The sequence below is a fragment of the Acinetobacter yuyunsongii genome (assembly GCF_041021915.1).
Lineage (GTDB): Bacteria > Pseudomonadota > Gammaproteobacteria > Pseudomonadales > Moraxellaceae > Acinetobacter.
In genome coordinates, this window is sequence record NZ_CP157435.1 from 253,358 (window position 1) to 274,062 (window position 20,705).

Genomic DNA, 20,705 nt, shown 5'->3' on the forward strand with positions numbered 1-20,705 from the left:
TACCCCTTTCAGATTTATTGTCGTTGTATATGTTGACTAAGCCATTGTAATGCCATGATGACAGGGGCATTCTTCAAGCGATTATTTTTGAATAACATGGTGATTTCAGCGTAATCAAACAAATGGAGTTGAATATCTTCTCCTTCATCTGGAACGCCAAAGATGCCACCACTGCTTGGTAAATCAACTTCTGCAGCATATAAATGAAAAAACTCAGCGCATGCACCAGCAGAAGGATAAAAACTGAATAAATGCTGCAATTCATTAATTTGGCAGCCTGATTCTTCTAGACTTTCACGACGAATACAGGTTTCTGGAGATTCATTTCCATCCAGTACACCCGCAATGATCTCAAGTTGCCATGCTGACTCGGAGTCATTTAATGCACCAACTCGGAATTGTTCAATAAGTGCGAAACGTTGTTGTTGATTGTTATAAAGTAAAACGCCAGCAGCTTCTGGACGATGTATAAGTTCACGCTGAATAATTGGTGAATATTCAGATCGATGAAATAGTCGGTGCGTAAGATTCACTTTCTCAACTTGAATGAATCCTCGGAATAAAAACTCCCGAGATTCTATCGTAACGTCGGATGCTGAATAGCTGGCGTGGTCAAGAATATTCATCTTCAATCAGGATGAGATTGTACATATCTCATCCTAACCGAGATTGATTCGTGGGCAAATCTTTTTTTAGTCGATTTACAGTTTGTGGTACAATTTTAGACCATGTTCCTGATAAGCGGTTTTCATTGCATTGAGACCTGCTTCAACATCTTTTTCAGCATCATTTGATTGCTTGGCATTGTGCTGATTTTGTGCATAATCTCGCACATTCTGCGTGATTTTCATCGAGCAAAATTTTGGTCCGCACATAGAACAGAAATGTGCAGATTTGTGTGCTTCTTTGGGTAAAGTCTCATCGTGCATGCTGCGTGCTGTATCAGGGTCTAAGCTGAGGTTGAACTGGTCATCCCATCGGAATTCGAAACGTGCTTTCGATAATGCATTATCACGAACTTGAGCACCCGGATGACCTTTGGCTAAGTCTGCTGCATGTGCTGCAATTTTATAAGTGATAATGCCGTCTTTGACGTCTTTTTTGTTTGGTAAACCTAAGTGTTCTTTCGGTGTGACATAACAGAGCATTGCTGTGCCATACCATCCAATCATTGCAGCACCAATTGCAGAAGTAATATGGTCATAACCTGGTGCGATATCGGTGGTGAGTGGACCAAGAGTATAGAAAGGTGCTTCTTTACAAACTTCAAGTTGTAGATCCATATTTTCTTTAATCATATGCATAGGCACATGACCGGGACCTTCAATCATCACCTGAACATCATGTTCCCAAGCACGGTGTGTCAATTCACCTAAGGTTTTAAGCTCGCTAAATTGAGCCTCATCATTTGCATCTTGAATACAGCCTGGACGTAAACCATCACCTAAGCTAAATGAAACGTCATAGGCTTTCATGATTTCACAGATTTCATCGAAATGCGTATACAAGAAGTTTTCTTGATGATGCGCAAGACACCATTGCGCCATAATTGAACCGCCACGAGACACAATACCGGTGAGACGATTTGCGGTCATAGGCACATAGCGTAATAATACACCTGCGTGAATAGTGAAATAATCGACGCCTTGTTCAGCTTGCTCAATCAAAGTGTCTTTAAATATTTCCCAAGTGAGATCTTCCGCGACACCATCTACTTTTTCTAAAGCTTGATAAATAGGCACGGTACCAATTGGTACAGGAGAGTTACGGATAATCCATTCTCGGGTTTCATGAATATTCTTACCCGTCGATAAGTCCATGATAGTATCAGCGCCCCAACGCGTTGCCCATGTCATTTTAGCAACTTCTTCATCAATCGATGAACCTAGAGCGGAGTTCCCAATGTTCGCATTAATTTTTACTAAAAAGTTGCGACCAATGATCATTGGTTCAATTTCAGGATGATTAATGTTGGCAGGAATAATTGCACGACCTGCGGCAACTTCTTGACGCACGAATTCAGGTGTAATTTCTCTTAAATTCTGAGCACCAAAGTTTTGTCCTGCATGCTGACGCATGTCTACGCCGTCACCTTGGCGTTGATTTTCACGAATTGCAATATATTCCATTTCAGGCGTAATAATGCCCTGTTTCGCATAATGCATTTGCGTAACATTTTTCCCTGCCTTAGCTCGACGAGGGTTTTGAATATGAGCAAAACGAATGTCAGCAGTACGAATATCTTTTAAGCGAGCCTGACCAAAATCAGAACTTAAACTTGAGAGTACATCGGTATCATCACGTTCTTCAATCCAAGTTTGGCGGACAGAAGGTAGACCTTGATTTAAATCAATTTGGACATCAGGATCGGTATAAACACCCGATGTGTCATAAACCATAACAGGAGGATTATATTCACCCCCTAAACCTGTCGGCGTTTCTGTCAAGCTAATTTCGCGAAATGGAACTTGGATATCGGGGCGAGAACCTTCAACATAAACCTTGCGTGAAGCAGGTAAAATACGGGTTAAATCTTTAGCATCTTGCTCATGTTGAGCAGAAATATCAGCAGAGGGAAGATTCGTTAATTGGTTCATGGCATGATCCTTATGTATTACATTAACGAATCAAGCACGAGCAAAAACGATAGCGCATTTATCTCTTTGATAAATAAAGGCGAGGCTTTTGTTGGGCTTGATTCCTACGCAGGTGTTAACCTGATCAGGTTCAACGGTACTCATCTTTAAATCTTGCGATTAAGATAATCTCAGCAGTTAATTAACTGCGCTCCGTCAAGCTAGGTATTTAGACTAACAGATTTTTAGATTTTTGTTTTATCAATTCGCAGCAATCGACTTTTGGCTCAGCTGTGTTATTGTCATAAAAGTTTCATCATTGCTGTGTTTTAATCACCAATCATTTTTCCATGTGTCTAGTGGAGGCATACTGTGAGTCCAAGTAATCCTGTGTTAAGTCACCATATTTCTTCACAATTTAATGAAGACTTACAAGATGTACATACCAAATTTATGACCATGGGTGGCTTAGTAGAGCAGCAGGTTGCAAATGCAATTCATGCTTTATTAGACACAGATGAAAATTTGGCGATTGATGTTCAATTTAAAGATAATGTTGTTAATCAATATGAGCGTGATATTGATGAAGGTTTGACCTTGATTCTCGCCCGTCGTCATCCTGCTGCAATTGATTTGCGTATGGTCATTGCGATGAGCAAAGCAAATACAGATTTAGAGCGGATTGGTGACGAAGCTTCAAAAATTGCTCGTATTGCGCAAAATTTATGTGAAGAAGGTGAGTCTCCACGCGGTTATATGGAAACACGCCATATTGGTAACCAAGTGCGTGTTATGATTCATGATGCTTTGGATGCTTTCGCGCGTTTAGATGTTGATCAGGCTTTAAAAGTGGTGATGGCAGACGTGGATATTGATCGTGAATATCAGTCTGCAACACGAACTTTGATGACCTACATGATTGAAGACCCACGCCATATTGCTCGTGTGATTAATGTGATGTGGGTATTGCGTTCGCTTGAGCGAATTGGCGATCATGCCCGTAATATTTCAGAGCAAGTTATTTATATGGCAAAAGGTATGGATGTACGTCATACCAGTATTGAAGAAATTGAACAAAAAGTGAATCAAAAATAATCACCAAATAAAGATTCAAAGCTGCTACATAATGAGCAGCTTTTTTTATTGCCATACGTTGCATAAAGTAATCGGAAATGAAGTAATCATTAGGTAAATTTTAAGAGTAGTCATCCACTCATTTCTCAAAATCCTAAGGTATTTTTTATTGTGGGGTTAGCGTAATTTAAACAACGTTGCTGGGGCAATTTATTGTCCCAATATAATCGCGAATATAAATTTATATGATACAAATAAAAAAATCCCAGACTTCGGGGGAAAGTCTGGGAGAGAAATATTATGTGTTACTTGAGATATCGAACTATCTCTTTTTGCTTCTGATATTCAATATAAGCGGAGAGTGTTGATCTGTCACGTAGACAACTGTGTATACTCTGTAAACCTTTATTACTTATGTAAATGTCATGTAAAAAGAGAGCTATATTTAGCTCTCTTTTATTCAGTGGTGTTAGTTGAAACGATTTACTTTTGTTGCGTCCAACCTTCTGCTTTTTCAACACTTTCGTCATTGTTGAAGAACTTCTCTCGTTGCTCTTCAAGAAACTTCTTCGCATCGGGTTCAAATACATTGAGGCGTTTTTCGTTAATAAGCGTGGTTTGGTGTTTTAACCATTCTTGCCAAGCCTGTTTTGAAACCGTCTCAAAGAATTCTTGACCTTTTGCACCTGGGAATGGTGCAAAGTCTAAACCTTCAAGCTCTTGTTTATATTTGCGGCAAAATACTTGTCTCGTCATGATTTATCCTTAAGCGTATAACTGTTCTAGGCGAGTGTGTGCACGAGTAATGGCTGCTTCAACTTGTTTTGGCGATGTCCCGCCGATATGATCACGCGCATTTACAGAAGCTTCTAAAGTTAAGGCTTTATCAAATACATCTGCTTCGATCAAATCACAGAATTGTTGAAGCTGTTCCAGTGTCAATTCAGATAAATCTTTTTCTTCAGCGACACCAAGCGCAACTGCTTTACCTACAATTTCGTGTGCATCACGGAAAGCAACACCTTTCTTCACAAGGTAATCAGCAAGGTCAGTTGCTGTAGAGAAACCACGAAGTGCTGCTTCACGCATAATTTCAATGTTTGGAACGAGTGCAGGCACCATGTCTGCAAAAGCCATTAAGCAACCACGAACGGTATCAATTGCATCAAACAAAGGCTCTTTATCTTCTTGGTTGTCTTTGTTATATGCCAATGGTTGACCTTTCATTAGTGTTAATAAACTAATCAAATCACCAAACACGCGACCTGATTTACCACGTACTAACTCAGGAACATCTGGGTTTTTCTTCTGCGGCATGATAGATGAGCCCGTACAGAAGCGGTCTGGAATGTTGACGAATTTAAATTGTGCTGAAGTCCATAAAATCAGTTCTTCAGACATACGTGATAAATGCATCATGATCAATGATGCAGCAGCGTTAAATTCAATGGCAAAGTCACGATCAGAAACAGCATCAAGCGAATTTTCAGAAACAGCTTCGAAACCCAATAATTCGGCTGTATATGCGCGATCAATCGGGTAGGTTGTTCCTGCTAAGGCTGCTGAACCGAGTGGCATGCGATTAACTCGCTTGCGACAATCTTGAAGGCGTTCAGTATCGCGAACCAACATCTCAAACCAAGCCAATAGGTGATGACCAAATGTTACTGGCTGAGCTGTTTGTAAATGAGTAAAACCAGGCATAATCGTATTGGTATTTTTGCTTGCCAGACTGAGTAGGCCTTTTTGTAAGCGTAGTAATAGACCTAAAATGTCATCAATTTCATCGCGTAAATATAAACGGATGTCAGTTGCAACTTGGTCATTACGGCTACGACCAGTATGTAATTTTTTACCTGTGATGCCGATACGTTGAGTCAAGCGAGACTCAATGTTCATATGTACATCTTCTAAATCAATACGCCATTCGAAATTATCTGCTTCGATTTCAGCCTTGATTGTATTTAAACCTTGGATAATATCATCACGCTCAGCCTCGGTCAGTACACCAACTTTAGCAAGCATGGTTGCATGTGCAATCGAACCTGCAATATCTTGTTTATAAAAACGTTGGTCAAATTGAACAGATGCGGTAAATTCTGCAACAAATGCATCTGTTGCTTCAGAGAAGCGACCGCCCCACATTCCAGAGGTTTGATTAGGGCTTGCTGAAGAAGAGGATTGAGAAGATGTGGTCATGGCGGCTCAGTAAAATAAAAAAGAGTATAGCAAATCCAAACGTAGTTGCTGAAATTCGACGCAAGAAGTTATCGAAAACACGTCAAATGAGTCCAGCAGGGTCCTATTTTTTTACGAAAATAAGGCAATCGCAACACTTATTGGAGTTAATTGTAGCAAGTAATGTTTTGGCAATGGTGCTTGCACTTGCAGAAGCCCGTTCTTGGCAAGCAGTGGAAAGTATCCGAGTTTTTCAATACATGCTTTTTATTAACTGGATAATTTTATCGTTTTCTGCTTTTGTTGACTATTTTCAAGAGTTTTTTGCCAAATTTAGTCAGAAAATGGCGTTAATTTTAGGTTTTATTTTTCTTCAACTTATTGTTTTACTTACCACGTGTGTGATTAATATAATTCAATACTGGGGTTCATCAACAAATAACTTTTCTGAAGATATCTTATTTCAAGGTGTAAGTCTGCATTTGGGGTATGGCATCTTGCTTGGTGCTTTCTGTTTGCGTTATCTCTATATGCGAGAGCAATGGATGAATCAGCAATATAGTGAGCTGAATGCGCGGATTCAAGCCATGCAAGCACGTATTCATCCTCACTTCTTATTTAATAGTTTAAATAGCGTCGTGAGTTTGATTTCAATTGATCCTGACAAAGCAGAAAACATGTTGATTAACTTGTCACGATTATTCCGCGCCAGTTTTCAAGAATTGAAATTGGTGAGTTTGGCTGAAGAAATTGACTTGTGTCAGCAATACTTAAGTATTGAAAAATTACGTTTAGGAGAGCGTTTAAAGGTAGAATGGAATATACAGGCGACGTCTTTAGAGTTAAAACGAGTCACGATTCCATTATTAACATTGCAACCTTTGCTAGAGAATAGTATTTTTCATGGAGTAGAAAAAGTTTTACAGCCCTCAACCATTAGTGTATTGGTTGAAATATTGCAAAATCAAGTCAGTATAGTCATTACTAACCCTTATTCTCACGATACAATAAAATCGAGACAAGGGAATGGTATTGCAATAGACAATGTGAAGCAACGTCTAAAAGCCTATTACGGACAGACAGTGAAGTTTCAGGTTTATGGAGGAGTATCGTTATATACCACGGTGGTAAGTTATCACTATCGAGTAAAATAATAAGTTAAGTTAACCATAAAAAATGACGGATGAAGTTAACGGTGACAAGGAGGAGAGGATGAAAGTTCTGATTGCTGATGATGAACCTCTCGCAGTAGAGCGTTTGTCACGTTTAGTGACCCAAATGGGTCATGAAGTGATTGCGACGGCGCATCATGGGCAGGATGTGTTAAACCATATTGAAAATGATTCGCCCGATGTTGTTCTATTAGATATTCAAATGCCTGGAATGAACGGATTGGAGTGCGCTGAGCAGATCAGTCATTTTAGCCCTCGTCCAGCTATTATTTTTTGTACGGCATATGATCAACACGCATTGGAAGCGTTTAAATTTCAAGCACAGGGATATTTGCTCAAGCCTATTGCACAACAAGATTTACAACAGGTGTTCAATAGTCTGACGCAACTTACACAAGCACAAATGACTGGTTTACAACAACAAGACGATATGTACGATACTAAAACTCAACGCCATCAAATTGCTGCGAAAACTTATCGCGGGGTCGAACTTATTCCAATAGAGAATATTTACTATTTTCTAGCAGATCAGAAATATGTCACTGTGCGTCATCGGAATGGCAGTGTATTAATTGATGAAACTTTAAAAGATCTAGAATCTGAGTTTTCAGATCGTTTTATTCGAATTCATCGTAATGCTTTAGTTTCTCTTGATTATTTAGAACGGTTGGAACTGATTGCGGCTGGTCAGTATCAGGTTAGATTACGTGAGCTGGATGAACGCTTATCTGTGAGTCGCCGTCATTTACCAAGCTTAAGAGAATGCATGCATCAATTATAAAATATTGAGCTTAAGTCAGATGAAAAATCAGTTTTTGCTTGCAATTTTAGGTGAGCAAGTTAAGTTTGAAACAATTGTTTTGATCCATGCTTAACTTGAATTTATGAAAACCTTAAAAATTGCGACTCGACAAAGCCCTCTTGCACTTTGGCAGGCGGAGCATATTCGCTCCCGTTTAAACGCGCTTTATCCAGATTTAATGGTTGAGTTGGTTAAGTTTGTGACGCAGGGTGATAAAATTTTAGATACACCTTTGGCAAAAATTGGTGGTAAAGGATTATTCGTTAAAGAACTGGAAGCTGCTTTGTTAGATGGTCGCGCTGATTTGGCGGTCCATTCAATGAAAGACGTGCCAATGCACTTACCAGAAGGTTTAACGCTCGCTGTGACTTGTGAGCGAGAAGACCCACTTGATGCCTTTGTTTCGAATCATTACCAAAGTTTTGATGAGTTACCTCAAGGTGCCAAAGTAGGTACATCTAGTTTGCGTCGCAAATGCCAAATTTTACAAATACGTCCTGATTTAGAGATTATTGACTTACGTGGGAATGTGGGGACGCGTTTATCAAAACTTGATGATGGTTTATATGATGCGATCATTTTAGCCAGTGCAGGATTAAAGCGTTTAGGTTTGGCAGATCGAATTCGTCATTGTTTAGCGCCTGTTTTAAGTTTACCTGCTGTTGGTCAGGGTGCATTGGGCTTAGAGTGTCGTGCAGATGATGTGGAATTATTAAAAATCATTCAACCATTACAGCATGAAGAAACCTCAATTTGTGTGCGTGCAGAACGTGCGTTTAATGCCTATCTAGAAGGTGGCTGTCAAGTTCCAATAGCAGGGTATGCAACTTTAGCCAATGATCAGCTCTACATAGAAGGTCGTGTGGGAAGTGTTGATGGTAAAATCTTACTAAAACAACAATTGGTTGGAACTTCAGAAGATGCTGAACAATTAGGTGAACAACTTGCACAATGCTTATTGGAGCAAGGTGCAGGTGAATTGTTAAAAGCGCTTTATTAATGCTTTTTATTAATACGCGCCCTGAAGATCGTGCTGTGAACTTAACGCAAGCATTGTTGGAAGTGGGTCATCAAGTTATCAATCTGCCATTATTGGAACTTGTTGCTGAACCTTTTTCGGTGAATTTACGTGAACTGTATCAGCAACTTGAGCAGGTGCAAGTTATTGTTGTTGTCAGCCCGACCGCCGTTGATGTCGGTATGCAATATTTACAACAACAAAAGATATCCTTAGATCAACTCAAGCATGTGCAGTGGATCGCAGTAGGTCAAGCAACTGCTCAAGCACTCGCAAAATTTAATGTAGACAGCCACATCCCTGAGGTTGAAAATTCGGAAGGTATGCTAGATCTCCCAATATTAAATCAACAAGTACATTTGGATAAAGTTGCTTTTTGGCGTGGTCTTGGGGGGCGGCAGTTTATGATGCAGCAGTTGCAACAGCAAGGTGTCGAGATTCTTAATTTTGTTCTTTATCGTCGCCAATGCCCAATACAAAGTGTTACGCTTTTTCCAAAAATTTTAAAAAAAATAATGCCAAGTCAACCTGTTATGGTGTTGATTAGTAGTGAGGCGAGTTGGAATAATTGGCAGCAGCTTTGTAGTCAAAATAATATAGATGCGAAATGGATATATTTGGCGTTAGGTGAGCGTTTAGCACAGTTACTCAAAAATGCACGGTTGCAAACACATCAAGAGATTAACATTATTCAGCTTGATAATTTATCTATATCAGAGATTATTCAACGTATCGGTGCTTGGCAAGGATGTATATGAGAAAGATTGTTTACCTGATTTTATTACTAAGTTTATTATGGTTAGCCAAACTTAGTTATGACGTAGCACAATATTCTCAGATCGTTCCTCAACTCCAGCAACAGCTTACACAGCAGCAGCAACGTTATTCTTTGCTGAATGATCAATTTGTCGCTGTGCAGCGACAATTACAAGATGCTCATTTATCTGACCCTTCAGAAGCTTCGAGCTTACCCAGTATGGTCACGGGTGTAGCGCCTGTTATATTAATCAAACAGCAATTACAGTTAGTTCAATTCGCAATAGATCAACAACAGTTCATTTATGCGATTGATCAATTAAATCAAGTACAGCAGCATATTGTCCAATATACGGTTTCTCCTGCTTTACAGCATAGTTTGATGAAAGCGATCGAACAGGATAAACAAGCTATTCAACATTATGTGCTTATGCAAACCCAACAGCAGCAACAGATTGATACTTTATTGCAGCAATTGGATCAAAAGCTTTTACAAGAAGTGCATAACCCAACTATTAAAATGCAAAAAGCTGAAGCCTCTTCATGGTGGTCTTGGTTCAAATTTGAAAAGGTGCAGCGTACACAGCCTGATTTAATTAATCGCCATCTCATTTTAAAAGAAGCTCAGTTACGTTTAGTTCTTGCTTCACAAGCCTTACATCAAGGACAAGCATCTGAGTATCGCAAATCCGTTCAAGAGGTAATTCGATTATTCTCAATTTTACCTGATCAAAACAGTCAAATGATCAAGCAAAAATTAGAAAAGCTGTTAAATCTTTCAGTTATTCCGACACCTAAATTAACGACCCTTGGTTTACTGGGGTAATATAATTATGAAACAACTGGTGTTCATTTATTTACTTGTAAGCCTATTATTTTTTGCTATGTTTGCCATGCTGAGCTATGGCTACGGTAATGGCTATGTTTATATTTACTGGCGCGATTGGCAGTTCCAAAGCAGTTTATGGGGCTTAATCGCACTTTTTATTGTGATTAGTTTATTAGCACAGTTGTTATGGTTTGTGAGTCGCAGATATTTTGCGCGAGAACAGCGTAAGAAAGAAAATATTTTACAATTTAAAGATCTACATCCATATGAGCAGCTCGGTATAGTCTGGCTGCTTGATGCGGCAAAAGAACAGCAGGGATTTATTGAGCGTGTTTTTGCTCAATCAGGATTGCTGAGTAATATTGTTGATGCACAATTTGATTATAAAAATGGTGACTATCAACTCGCTTTGCAGAAACTAGAGAAATCAGCACCGATGGCCTTTGAGCTGGCAGAACTACAGCGGATCGATATTTTCTTAGAACAACATGAAACAGAAAAAGCATTAACCCATCTAGAATTCCTTGCACAGCATCAACTTTCACCTTGGTTGGCTGAGATTGAAACTGCTTATCAACAACGCATTACTGTTTTGTGGGGCAAACTTGCCTTACAACAGCCTTGGTTATTTTTACAATCAATTCAGCATGGTCTATTAAGTGCAGAACATCGAGATCTCTGGTTGCAACAATTACTCATACAGTTTGATCAAGCATCTGTGGATGACTTAGCTGCACTGCAACAGCGGTATATTGCTCTAGAGAATGAAATTCAAGCACGACCATATAGTAGTAAGGTTTTGTGGTTAAAATTATTGGCACGTATGCCAGAAATGGGATTGCAGCATGAGGATCTTGCATTGCATTTATTGCAGGAAAATTTCGATCCAGAGGTTTTTTATCTTTGGTTCCAACAGCAACTACTGAAGCAAATTCCCGATTATAGCTATGTTGAGCAACGTATTATTCAGCTAGAACAGCGTTACACGAGTGTTCCAATGTTGACCTTTGCAAAATGGCATATTTATGTTGCAACTCAACGTTTAGAAGAAGCTGAGCAGTTATTAACCTTATATCCTGATAATATATTAATGAGCTATTTGCGGATTAAATCAACGCTTGGAGATAATCTGGATTTGATCAGGCAGTTGAATTTAATCCTTGAAAATGATGTTAATTTTTTAAACTTTAAGATATGAGTGAGATATGAAAGAACTGTCTGTCTATCCTGTTGTACATCGACAAACAATTGCTTGGGGTGATATGGATGCTTTTGGGCATGTAAATAATGTGCAGTATTATCGCTATATTGAGAGTGCACGAATTGCTTATTTAATGGCATTAAATATATTTGATCAAGATATAGTGACGGTGGTAGCCTCTAGTCAATGTAAATATTTAAAGCCAGTATTTTATCCTGATGTGCTGCATATTGGTGCACGTATTGAGGAGCTCAGAAATAGTGCTTTTCGAATGCATTATAGTTTATGGAGTGAAACACAAAACCAAATCGTTGCAACAGGAGAGGCAGTGATGGTTTGTGTTGATAAAGTAACCTCCAATAAACTAGCTATTCCTGAATTGATTAAACAAAATATTATTGCTATTGAACAAACTGTTGGAAATAATCTTGCGTTAAAATAATTTTATAAAGACTATTATGTCTATATTTATTTTGAGTGCGTTAATCTCATATAACTTATCTTTTTATTTTGTGAATTAATTCATAGATAGTCTAGATTTGTTATATGAAATTCAACCTATAGAAAGCATCAAGAATTAAGATAAAATTAATATTCATCAAGTTCTAAAAATTATTTCATCATTTTAAAAAAATTGGTGGTGTTTCAAAAAGTATGCTGAAACAAAGCAGGTTGAATTTTGATAAAATAGAGAAATGCGAATAACTCTAGAAATCAAATGTCCAACCTGCCTCAGTGACAGTATAAAGAAAAATGGCATCAAAGTAGATGGGAAACAAAACTATCAGTGCAAAGACTGTAAACGTCAGTTTATTGGTGACCATGCTCTGAGCTATCTAGGATGTAATTCAGGCATTACTCGAAAAATATTACAGTTGATGGTCAGAGGTAGTGGTATACGAGATATCGCTGAAGTTGAGCGAATCAGTATCGGTAAAGTTTTACGTACTTTAACCGAATCGACCTACCAAATTCAGCCTAAACAAAGTCATTATGAGTCTCTTGAAGTTGATGAGTTTTGGACTTTTGTGGGAAATAAAAATAATAAACAATGGCTTATTTACGTCTACCATCGAGAAACAGGTGAGATTGTTGCTTATGTTTGGGGTAAAAGAGACTTAGCTACAGTTCAACGATTGAAAACAAAGCTTAAACAATTAGGTATTCACTACACCCGAATTGCAAGTGATCATTGGGACAGTTTCATAACTGCTTTTAAAAACTGCAAGCAAAGTATTGGTAAATTTTTTACTGTAGGTATTGAAGGTAATAATTGCAAAATAAGGCATCGAATTAGGCGTGGTTTTAGAAGGAGTTGTAATTTTTCAAAAAAGATTGAAAACCATTTTAAAGCTTTCGACTTAACCTTTTTTTACATCAATAATGGCTTCATTTAATGTCAGCATACTTTTTGAAACACCACCAAAAAATTTAATACAATGGATTTAATCAAATGCACTTAAGTTTTTTTGTTTTATTGTAAATATAAGATGATTTATGGTTATATTGTGATTAAGTTGACTAATTTAATATTGATTATTTAATTGTATATAAATTACTATGGAAATAGAATTTTTGAATTCTTTTTTATTTTGAGTGATATATTTCTTTTGAGTTGGAGTGGTTCTAATGAAACCAGATATTAGTGATTTATCTGTAGAAGACTTAAAACGGTTACAGGTAGAAGCGGAAGCTTTAATCGCAAGCAAAAAAGATCAAGCAATTGAAGATGCTTATAATGAAATTATTGCAATAGCTGAAGCAGTTGGTTTTAGTGTTGAAGAGTTATTAGAGTTAGGTGAGCAAAAGCGTAAGAAGACAACGCGCAAAGCAGTAGAACCACGCTACCGTAATAAAAATAATACAGAAGAAACTTGGACTGGTCGTGGTAAACAGCCACGTTGGTTAGTTGCTGAATTAGAAAAAGGTGCAAAACTTGAAGATTTTCTAATCTAAGCAAGTTTTACTCGTCATCGTTCTGTCATACGATGATTCTATGCTTCATTAAAGCCAAGCTTAAAAAGCTTGGTTTTTTTATATGAGAGAATTGGCGATGTTGAAAAAGTATGCATAATGTCATTCAGGGGCGAGTGTCTCTAAAATGATGATATTTTGCATTTGGTAAGGGTGGAATGAAGAAAAATACCAAACAATGGAAGTGGTGGGTTTTTGCCATTCTTGCATTTTTAATTTTTATTATTTTACAAATTCCAGCAACATGGTTAATTGCGAAATTTTCTAAAGATAATCAAATCTTACATAATGTTAGCGGCAATATTTGGCAGGGACAAGCGGATTGGCAAAAAGGTCAGTTACGTGGTTCTGTACATTGGAAAACCCGTCCTTTAGATTTATTAATGTTGCGTCTTGGCGCAAATCTCGATATTCACAGCGGGAATACCCAATTTAATGGTATTTTTGGTTACGGTTTAGATCAAAAGATTTTGATCAAAGATTTGCAAGGTGAAATTGCACCTGAGACTTTAAAGTATTTTGCCAATTGGCAGTGGCCTGAGAATTCAATTCAACTTAAAGATGTACAATTTAATTATCAAAAAGAAAAAGGCTTTACTGCAACTGAAGGTAAATTGCACTGGGGTGGTGGTGAATTGAATTATACCTTTGGTCAACGCCAAGATCGTATGAATATGCCTTCATTGACTGCGGAAATGAAAGATGAAAATGGGCAATTGCAAATAGATGTTCGGGATCAGCAAAGTCAGAAAATGGCGAATCTAAGTTTAGACCCGAATCTTATGCTCGATGTTCAATTGACACAGCGGATGTTATTAAATGTACCATCTTATCAAGGTAAAGCGGGACTTGACACTTACGTCATTAGTTCTCGCCAACCATTGTTGCAAGGTGGTTTTTAATGAAAACAATAGCACAAAAACTACAGCAGTTTCGTTGGCAGCAATTCGATAAAACAAGTGCTTTTATCCTAGCTTTACTCATTTTATGGTTGTGTTGGAAGTTGGCTTCTTTATTCTGGTTGGTTGTGGCTCCACCTCAGCCGATGCAGTTTGATCGTGTTGCATTGGGTTCACAACAGGCGCTAGTTCCTAATATTAGTTCTTTTGCACTATTTAATGAACCTGCTACCACGACAGCACAAGATAATGTCAATGTGGAGTTGCAGGGCGTATTGTTGGGTTATCCAAGCTATTTGTCATCGGCGGTTATTAAGTTAAACGATACTGCTGAACGTTATCGTGTCGGTGAAACTATCGGTTCAACTTCCTATCAACTGGCGGAAGTGTATTGGGACCATGTCATTCTGAAGCAGAATAATGGTGCAACACGAGAAGTTAAATTTAAGGGTTTAGATAATGGTTTATACCAGCCAATTGCCCCTGTATTAAACCCTCAAGCTGCAACACCTCAAACATCTGCGCCTGTTCAAAACTCATCACAATCTGCGCTGGGACAAGCGATCCAACAAATGCAGGAAAATCGTGAGCAGTATTTAAAAAATATGGGAGTGAGTGGTGGTGGTTCAGACGGTTACGAAATCTCAGATCGAACACCAACGAATTTAAAAAATACCTTGGGTTTGCGGTCTGGTGATCGTATTCTATCGATCAACGGTCAGACAGTCGGGCAGGGTCTTAGCGAAGTGCAATTATTAGAGCAAGTACGTCGTGAAGGACATGCCAAAATAGAAATAAAACGTGGTGATCAAGTGATGACCATACAACAAAATTTTTAGTGATAACACGTCATCACATTAGTTAGGAATAAGTGCAGGTTATGGCTTTCTTGAATCATCAACGTCCACTTTGGGCACTACTTGCTGCCGCGCCTTTGGTTGCGACCATCAGTACCAATGTGCAAGCACAAACATGGAAGATTAATCTGCGTGATGCGGATTTAACGGCATTTATTAATGAAGTTGCTGATATTACGGGTAAGAACTTTGCTGTTGATCCTCGTGTGCGCGGGAACGTTACAGTTATTTCCAATAAACCTCTCAATAAAGATGAGGTCTATGACCTATTTTTAGGCGTGTTGAATGTTAATGGTGTGGTTGCACTTCCATCAGGTAATACGGTCAAGTTGGTTCCTGATAGCAATGCTAAAAACTCAGGAATTCCTTACGATGCTCGAAGTCGTGCAGGTGGGGATCAAATTGTTACTCGTGTCATTTGGTTGCAAAACACGAACCCAAATGATTTGATTCCTGCGTTACGACCATTGATGCCGCAATTTGCACATTTGGCTGCTGTGGCTGGCACCAATGCTTTGATCGTTTCAGATCGTGCGACGAATATTTATCAACTTGAAAATATTATCCGTAATTTGGATGGTACAGGGCAAAATGATATTGAAGCGATCAGTTTGCAATCAAGTCAGGCTGAAGAAGTTATTGGTTTGCTCGAAACCATGAGTGCAACAGGTGCCTCGAAAGATTTTATTGGTTCGCGTGTGCGAATTATTGCAGATAATCGAACCAATCGTATTTTAGTTAAGGGTGATCCTGATTCACGCAAACGTTTACGCCAGATGATTGAAATGCTCGATGTTCCATCGGCAGATCGCTTGGGTGGTTTGAAAGTATTCCGTTTGAAATATGCGAGTGCCAAGAACTTAGCTGAAATTCTACAAGGTTTAGTCACAGGGCAGTCAGTTTCGTCCTCATCAAATTCTAGTGCTAGTAAATCGAACTCAATTAGCAATCTAGTTTCAAATAACCAAAATTCAGGTTCATCGGCGGGAACTTCAACTTCTTCAATTTCCACGCCGTCAATTAATCTTAACAATAGCAGTAATAATAGCCAAAATAGTGGTGTTACAAGCTTTAATAGTGCTGGTGTGAGTATTATTGCAGATAGCACTCAAAATGCTTTGGTTGTTAAAGCTGATCCGCAATTGATGCGTGAAATTGAGGCAGCCATTCAGCAGTTAGATACTCGACGTCAGCAAGTCTTGATTGAGGCTGCTATTATTGAAATTGTAGGTAGTGATGCTGATCAACTTGGTGTCCAATGGGCTTTAGGTGATCTCAATAGCGGTGTTGGATTAATTAACTTTTCGAATGTCGGCTCTAGTATTTCTAAGCTCGCAGCAGGTTATCTAACAGGTGGGGCGGCTGGCGTTGGTTCAGCACTTGGTACAGGTTCATCCATTATTCTGGGTGACTACAAAGAAGGTGCGAATGGCTCTCGTAAATTATATGGTGCTCTCATCCAAGCGCTAAAAGAAAATAAAAAATCAAATTTATTGTCTACACCATCCATCGTGACAATGGATAATGAAGAAGCGTATATTGTCGTAGGGCAGAATGTTCCATTTGTAACAGGTTCAGTTGCGACGACTGGAAACAGTACGGTGAATCCTTACACAACTGTTGAGCGTAAAGATGTGGGTGTTACTTTAAAGGTGATCCCTCATATCGGTGAAGGTGGTTCTGTTCGACTTGAAGTGGAGCAAGAAGTTTCAAACGTTGAAAATAGTAAGGGTCAGGCTGCTGACTTGGTGACAAGTAAACGAGCGATTAAAACTTCAGTCCTCGCAGATCATGGACAAACAGTCGTGTTAGGTGGCTTGGTTACCGATCAGACTGATGTTAGTCGTCAAAGTTTGCCTGTTCTTGGGGATATTCCTTATCTTGGTCGTTTGTTCCGTTCAGATAGTCGTGGCAATGAAAAACGTAATTTACTTGTATTTATCCATCCAACCATAGTAGGTGATGCTGAGGATGTGCAACGTATATCTCAACAACGTTATAACCAGCTATACAGTCTCCAATTGTCTATGGATAAAAATGGTAATTTTGCAAAATTACCTGAAAATGTTGCGGATATTTATCGCCCACAACCTGCGGTAAGTAGCTCACCATACCAAAAAGTTCCAACAACAACGCAAAAAAAGGCTGTTGTTATCACAAAGCCTGTCGTTGTAGTTGAGCCTCAAATACAACGAAAAACGGTGCAGCTTCCAGCCAAAGCAACTGAACGCAGTAAACATACAGTGACAACCACGACGATTCGTCCTGCGTCTTCACAGTAGATGCACAGAAGCGCTTATGTCACAATGTTATGATTGAAAGAAATTATGATAAGGATAAACATCTATGACTTGGAAATTACAAGCCATTACAGGTGAATTTACAGGGCAAGAGATTAGTATTGAGCGTGACATGCTGGTGGGGCGGGATCAGGACGCTGAAATTTTGTTGCAGCCCAAGGACATTTCACGAAAACATGCTGCATTACTGTTTAGAGATGACCATGTTTGGGTAAAAGATTTAAAGTCTACAAATGGAACATTTGTGAATGGTGAGCGTGTTGAGCAGGAACAGGAAATAGAATTGCATGATGGGGATATGCTCCAGTTTGCCAGTTTTATATTTATGGTTCTTGCTCCTGAGCGTTATAAGGCTGATTTACCTGAAATTGAAGTTGAGCCAGTAGCGGCAACGAATCACGATGCGGGTATGCCAACGCTTGCAGAGCGAGCTGCGGAGACTTTGATTAATCGAGATGGTATGCCACAACAAGTTGGAATTCCAAAACCAGCACCAATTCCTGAAGGTATTGATGTTCAGGCTGCTGCTGAACAGCAGCCGATCGCGATTGAAGAACCTATTTCTCGTGTTCAACAAGAAATTGAACAGCAAAAAAATGCATCGATTGGTTTAATTTCAATTGTTGTACTCATCATTTTAGCTGTGATTGCTTGGTTATTCTTTAAATAATTATATTAACCTTTTACAATCAAGGCATGCTCATATGGGCGTGCCTTTTTATTTCTTGAGTCGAAATCTATGTCTGTTGCTCAGTTACAACAACGAAGTTTAATTTTATTTGATTTAGATGGGACGCTTGTGGACTCGGCGGCTGATTTATATCGAGCAATGAATCTAAGTTTGGAAAAGCTGGCATTACCATTGGTAACAGAGGTGCAGATTCGAGCTTGGGTAGGCAAGGGTGCGGCTAAACTATGTGAGACTGTCTTGGAGTATTTGTTTGGGCAGATTGATGCCCAGCAGCAGAAGCAATTGCTTGATACTTTTGTTGAGATTTATGAACAAGAATTATGTGTTAATACCAAAGTATATGAAGGTGTTTTACCATTTTTGGATTACTGCCAACAGCATAATATTACGATGGCTTGCGTAACTAACAAACCAGAGCATTTAGCACAAGGTATCCTCGATATTTTGCAGTTAAGCCCATATTTTAAGATGGTGGTTGGTGGTGATAGTTTAGCTGAACGTAAACCTCACCCTTTGCCTTTACTACACTGTATCCAGCAACAAAATATTACAGCGTCACAAGCTTTGATGATCGGTGATTCGAGTAATGATGTGGAAGCCGCCAGACGTGCAGGTATTGATTGTATTGTGGTCAGCTATGGCTATAATCATGGGGAAAGTATCTATGACTGTCAGCCACAGCAAGTGGTCGATAGTTTGGCAGAATTGATAGAAGATGATTTAGTCAGGAGACAAGCATGAAGTTTGTTATGGTTTTTCGATGGCGGGCTTGAGAAGGCACTACAGAAAAAACGCACAGAAATTAAAACCATAGAGAAGATTCATGACGACCTTAGTACAATTTGAGCAATTAAAATCAGCAGGCTATAACAACATTCCTGTGTATCGCCAACGTTTAGCCGATACAGAAACCCCACTTTCTGTTTTTGCACGTTTTAAAGAACAAAAACAAGCTTATCTCTTTGAGTCCGTTGAAGGGGGCGAGAATTGGGCGCGCTATTCAATGATTGGTTTAGGGGAGTCGATTGTTTTTTCCTGTAATGCAGGTGTATTGACCATTCAGCAAGCTGATGGCTCGCTTCGCCAGCAAGACTGTGCTGATCCATTTCAGTATATCCGCGATTTTCAAAGTCAATTTAAAGTGCCACCCCAAGCTGAATTACCTGAGTTGCCAAGTTTTACTGGTGGCTTGGTTGGGTATTTGGGCTATGACGCGGTACGTTATATCGAACCAAAACTTAAAAACGTTCCCACAGCTGATCCTGTGACGTTGCCAGATCTTTGGTTAATGTTGTCTCAAACTGTGATTGTGTTTGATAATTTAAAGGACACTTTGTTTTTAATTCATCACGCAGATTCGAGTCAGCCTGATGCCTATAATAAGGCTCAGCAGAAGCTGGATCAACTTGAGCAGTTGCTCGCTACGCCTGTCAGCTTACAAGCGAAACCTCATACTGCGCCACATTTCGAATCCATTACGGGTAAAGAAAAGTTTTTAGAAACCGTTGAGAAAGTAAAAGAGTATATCCGTGCAGGCGATGTGATGCAGGTTGTGCCTGGTCAACGTATGGTATCTGACTTTGATGGTGAGGCTTTACAAGTTTATCGTGCATTACGCCATCTCAATCCATCGCCTTATTTATTTTTGGTGCAAGGACAAACACTCACAGATCAAAAGCCATTTCATATTGTGGGTTCATCGCCAGAAATTTTATCTCGTTTGGAAAATGGTATTGCGACCGTGCGACCTCTTGCGGGAACGCGACCACGTGGTAAAACGAAAGAAGAAGACTTGGCATTAGAGCAAGATTTACTCGCAGATGAAAAAGAGATTGCTGAACATCTCATGCTAATCGATTTAGGTCGCAATGATGTTGGTCGCGTTTCTAAAATTGGTAAAGTGCAAGTGACTGATCGTATGGTGATTGAGCGTTATTCTCATGTCATGCATATCGTGTCTAATGTGCAGGGTGAAGTACGTGATGACGTGGATGCTTTAGATGTGTTTAAAGCAACCTTTCCTGCTGGAACACTTTCAGGTGCACCAAAAATCCGCGCTATGGAAATTATTGATGAAGTAGAACCAGTTAAACGTGGTGTATTTGGTGGTGCTGTAGGTTATTTAGGCTGGCATGGTGAAATGGACATGTCGATTGCGATTCGTACCTGTGTGATTCGTGATAAAAAGGTCTATGTACAGGCTGGGGCAGGCTTAGTTGCAGACTCAAATCCTGAATCAGAGTGGAATGAAACCCAAATAAAAGCTCGCGCAGTGATCAAAGCGGTTGAATTATCATCAAACGGATTGATTTTATGAGTTTTTAACGGTTTTTTTGAAAAAACCACTTGCATCGATTCAGAGTTTTGCTAAACTGCAC

Annotated in this window: 20 protein-coding genes and 1 riboswitch; of the genes, 16 read left to right on the forward strand and 4 right to left on the reverse strand. The window is 39.1% G+C overall.

Annotated features, from left to right (window positions below; genetic code table 11):
• Positions 1-14: 14 nt before the first annotated feature.
• The gene (locus ABLB98_RS01215) at positions 15-626 is read right to left on the reverse strand and encodes an NUDIX domain-containing protein (protein ID WP_348883489.1); all 612 of its coding nucleotides are present in this window, start codon (positions 624-626) and stop codon (positions 15-17) included.
• A gap of 75 nt (positions 627-701) precedes the next feature.
• The gene (gene thiC, locus ABLB98_RS01220; RefSeq protein WP_087536548.1) at positions 702-2,597 is read right to left on the reverse strand and encodes a phosphomethylpyrimidine synthase ThiC; all 1,896 of its coding nucleotides are present in this window, start codon (positions 2,595-2,597) and stop codon (positions 702-704) included.
• Between the two features lie 84 nt (positions 2,598-2,681).
• Positions 2,682-2,802, reverse strand: a riboswitch (TPP riboswitch).
• Between the two features lie 146 nt (positions 2,803-2,948).
• Between thiC and phoU the strand changes: the two genes are divergently transcribed.
• The gene (phoU, locus tag ABLB98_RS01225) at positions 2,949-3,671 is read left to right on the forward strand and encodes a phosphate signaling complex protein PhoU (RefSeq protein WP_004659390.1); all 723 of its coding nucleotides are present in this window, start codon (positions 2,949-2,951) and stop codon (positions 3,669-3,671) included.
• 462 nt (positions 3,672-4,133) lie between these two features.
• Here phoU and ABLB98_RS01230 read toward each other — a convergent pair whose 3' ends face one another.
• Together ABLB98_RS01230 and argH are read right to left on the reverse strand one after the other, a co-directional pair.
• The gene (locus ABLB98_RS01230) at positions 4,134-4,406 is read right to left on the reverse strand and encodes an oxidative damage protection protein (protein ID WP_348883491.1); all 273 of its coding nucleotides are present in this window, start codon (positions 4,404-4,406) and stop codon (positions 4,134-4,136) included.
• A gap of 9 nt (positions 4,407-4,415) precedes the next feature.
• Complete coding sequence (gene argH, locus ABLB98_RS01235) at positions 4,416-5,849, reverse strand: argininosuccinate lyase (protein ID WP_348883492.1); 1,434 nt, start codon at positions 5,847-5,849, stop codon at positions 4,416-4,418.
• On the opposite strand from argH, the gene ABLB98_RS01240 reads away from it, so the two are divergent.
• The 15 genes from ABLB98_RS01240 (at position 5,840) to trpE (ending at position 20,644) form a co-directional block, all read left to right on the forward strand.
• The gene (locus ABLB98_RS01240; RefSeq protein ID WP_087536550.1) at positions 5,840-6,982 is read left to right on the forward strand and encodes a sensor histidine kinase; all 1,143 of its coding nucleotides are present in this window, start codon (positions 5,840-5,842) and stop codon (positions 6,980-6,982) included. The genes argH and ABLB98_RS01240 overlap by 10 nt on opposite strands.
• A 58-nt stretch (positions 6,983-7,040) precedes the next feature.
• On the forward strand, positions 7,041-7,781 hold the full coding sequence (locus ABLB98_RS01245; RefSeq protein ID WP_087536551.1) for a LytTR family DNA-binding domain-containing protein: 741 nt from the start codon (positions 7,041-7,043) through the stop codon (positions 7,779-7,781).
• Between the two features lie 103 nt (positions 7,782-7,884).
• Positions 7,885-8,802 carry a hydroxymethylbilane synthase gene (hemC, locus tag ABLB98_RS01250; protein ID WP_348883493.1) on the forward strand — a complete coding sequence of 306 codons (918 nt, stop codon included), beginning with the start codon at positions 7,885-7,887 and terminating at the stop codon, positions 8,800-8,802.
• Positions 8,802-9,578, forward strand: coding sequence for a uroporphyrinogen-III synthase (locus ABLB98_RS01255; protein ID WP_348883494.1), 777 nt, complete (start codon positions 8,802-8,804; stop codon positions 9,576-9,578). The genes hemC and ABLB98_RS01255 overlap by 1 nt, the downstream gene beginning before the upstream one ends.
• Positions 9,575-10,402 carry a hypothetical protein gene (locus ABLB98_RS01260; RefSeq protein ID WP_348883495.1) on the forward strand — a complete coding sequence of 276 codons (828 nt, stop codon included), beginning with the start codon at positions 9,575-9,577 and terminating at the stop codon, positions 10,400-10,402. The genes ABLB98_RS01255 and ABLB98_RS01260 overlap by 4 nt, the downstream gene beginning before the upstream one ends.
• A gap of 7 nt (positions 10,403-10,409) precedes the next feature.
• A complete protein-coding gene (locus tag ABLB98_RS01265; RefSeq protein WP_348883496.1) occupies positions 10,410-11,603 on the forward strand; it encodes a heme biosynthesis protein HemY in 1,194 nt (397 codons plus the stop codon).
• Positions 11,604-11,610: 7 nt separating this feature from the next.
• Complete coding sequence (locus ABLB98_RS01270) at positions 11,611-12,048, forward strand: thioesterase family protein (protein WP_348883497.1); 438 nt, start codon at positions 11,611-11,613, stop codon at positions 12,046-12,048.
• Between the two features lie 253 nt (positions 12,049-12,301).
• Entirely contained in the window at positions 12,302-13,003 is a 702-nt protein-coding gene (locus tag ABLB98_RS01275; protein WP_369028918.1) for an IS1-like element ISPa14 family transposase, read from the forward strand.
• 232 nt (positions 13,004-13,235) lie between these two features.
• The gene (locus ABLB98_RS01280) at positions 13,236-13,562 is read left to right on the forward strand and encodes an H-NS family nucleoid-associated regulatory protein (RefSeq protein WP_005163077.1); all 327 of its coding nucleotides are present in this window, start codon (positions 13,236-13,238) and stop codon (positions 13,560-13,562) included.
• A gap of 176 nt (positions 13,563-13,738) precedes the next feature.
• Positions 13,739-14,482, forward strand: a complete 744-nt coding sequence (gspN, locus tag ABLB98_RS01285; protein WP_348883701.1) for a type II secretion system protein N — start codon at positions 13,739-13,741, stop codon at positions 14,480-14,482.
• On the forward strand, positions 14,482-15,318 hold the full coding sequence (locus ABLB98_RS01290) for a type II secretion system protein N (RefSeq protein WP_348883700.1): 837 nt from the start codon (positions 14,482-14,484) through the stop codon (positions 15,316-15,318). Before gspN ends, ABLB98_RS01290 begins: the two co-directional genes overlap by 1 nt.
• A 41-nt stretch (positions 15,319-15,359) precedes the next feature.
• Positions 15,360-17,618: a type II secretion system secretin GspD gene (gspD, locus tag ABLB98_RS01295; RefSeq protein ID WP_348883699.1), complete on the forward strand. Its 2,259-nt coding sequence runs from the start codon at positions 15,360-15,362 to the stop codon at positions 17,616-17,618.
• Positions 17,619-17,682: 64 nt separating this feature from the next.
• Positions 17,683-18,306, forward strand: a complete 624-nt coding sequence (locus ABLB98_RS01300) for an FHA domain-containing protein (RefSeq protein ID WP_348883698.1) — start codon at positions 17,683-17,685, stop codon at positions 18,304-18,306.
• A gap of 69 nt (positions 18,307-18,375) precedes the next feature.
• Positions 18,376-19,068: a phosphoglycolate phosphatase gene (locus ABLB98_RS01305; RefSeq protein WP_348883697.1), complete on the forward strand. Its 693-nt coding sequence runs from the start codon at positions 18,376-18,378 to the stop codon at positions 19,066-19,068.
• An 82-nt stretch (positions 19,069-19,150) separates the two neighbouring features.
• The gene (trpE, locus tag ABLB98_RS01310; RefSeq protein WP_348883696.1) at positions 19,151-20,644 is read left to right on the forward strand and encodes an anthranilate synthase component I; all 1,494 of its coding nucleotides are present in this window, start codon (positions 19,151-19,153) and stop codon (positions 20,642-20,644) included.
• The last annotated feature ends 61 nt before the right edge of the window (positions 20,645-20,705 follow it).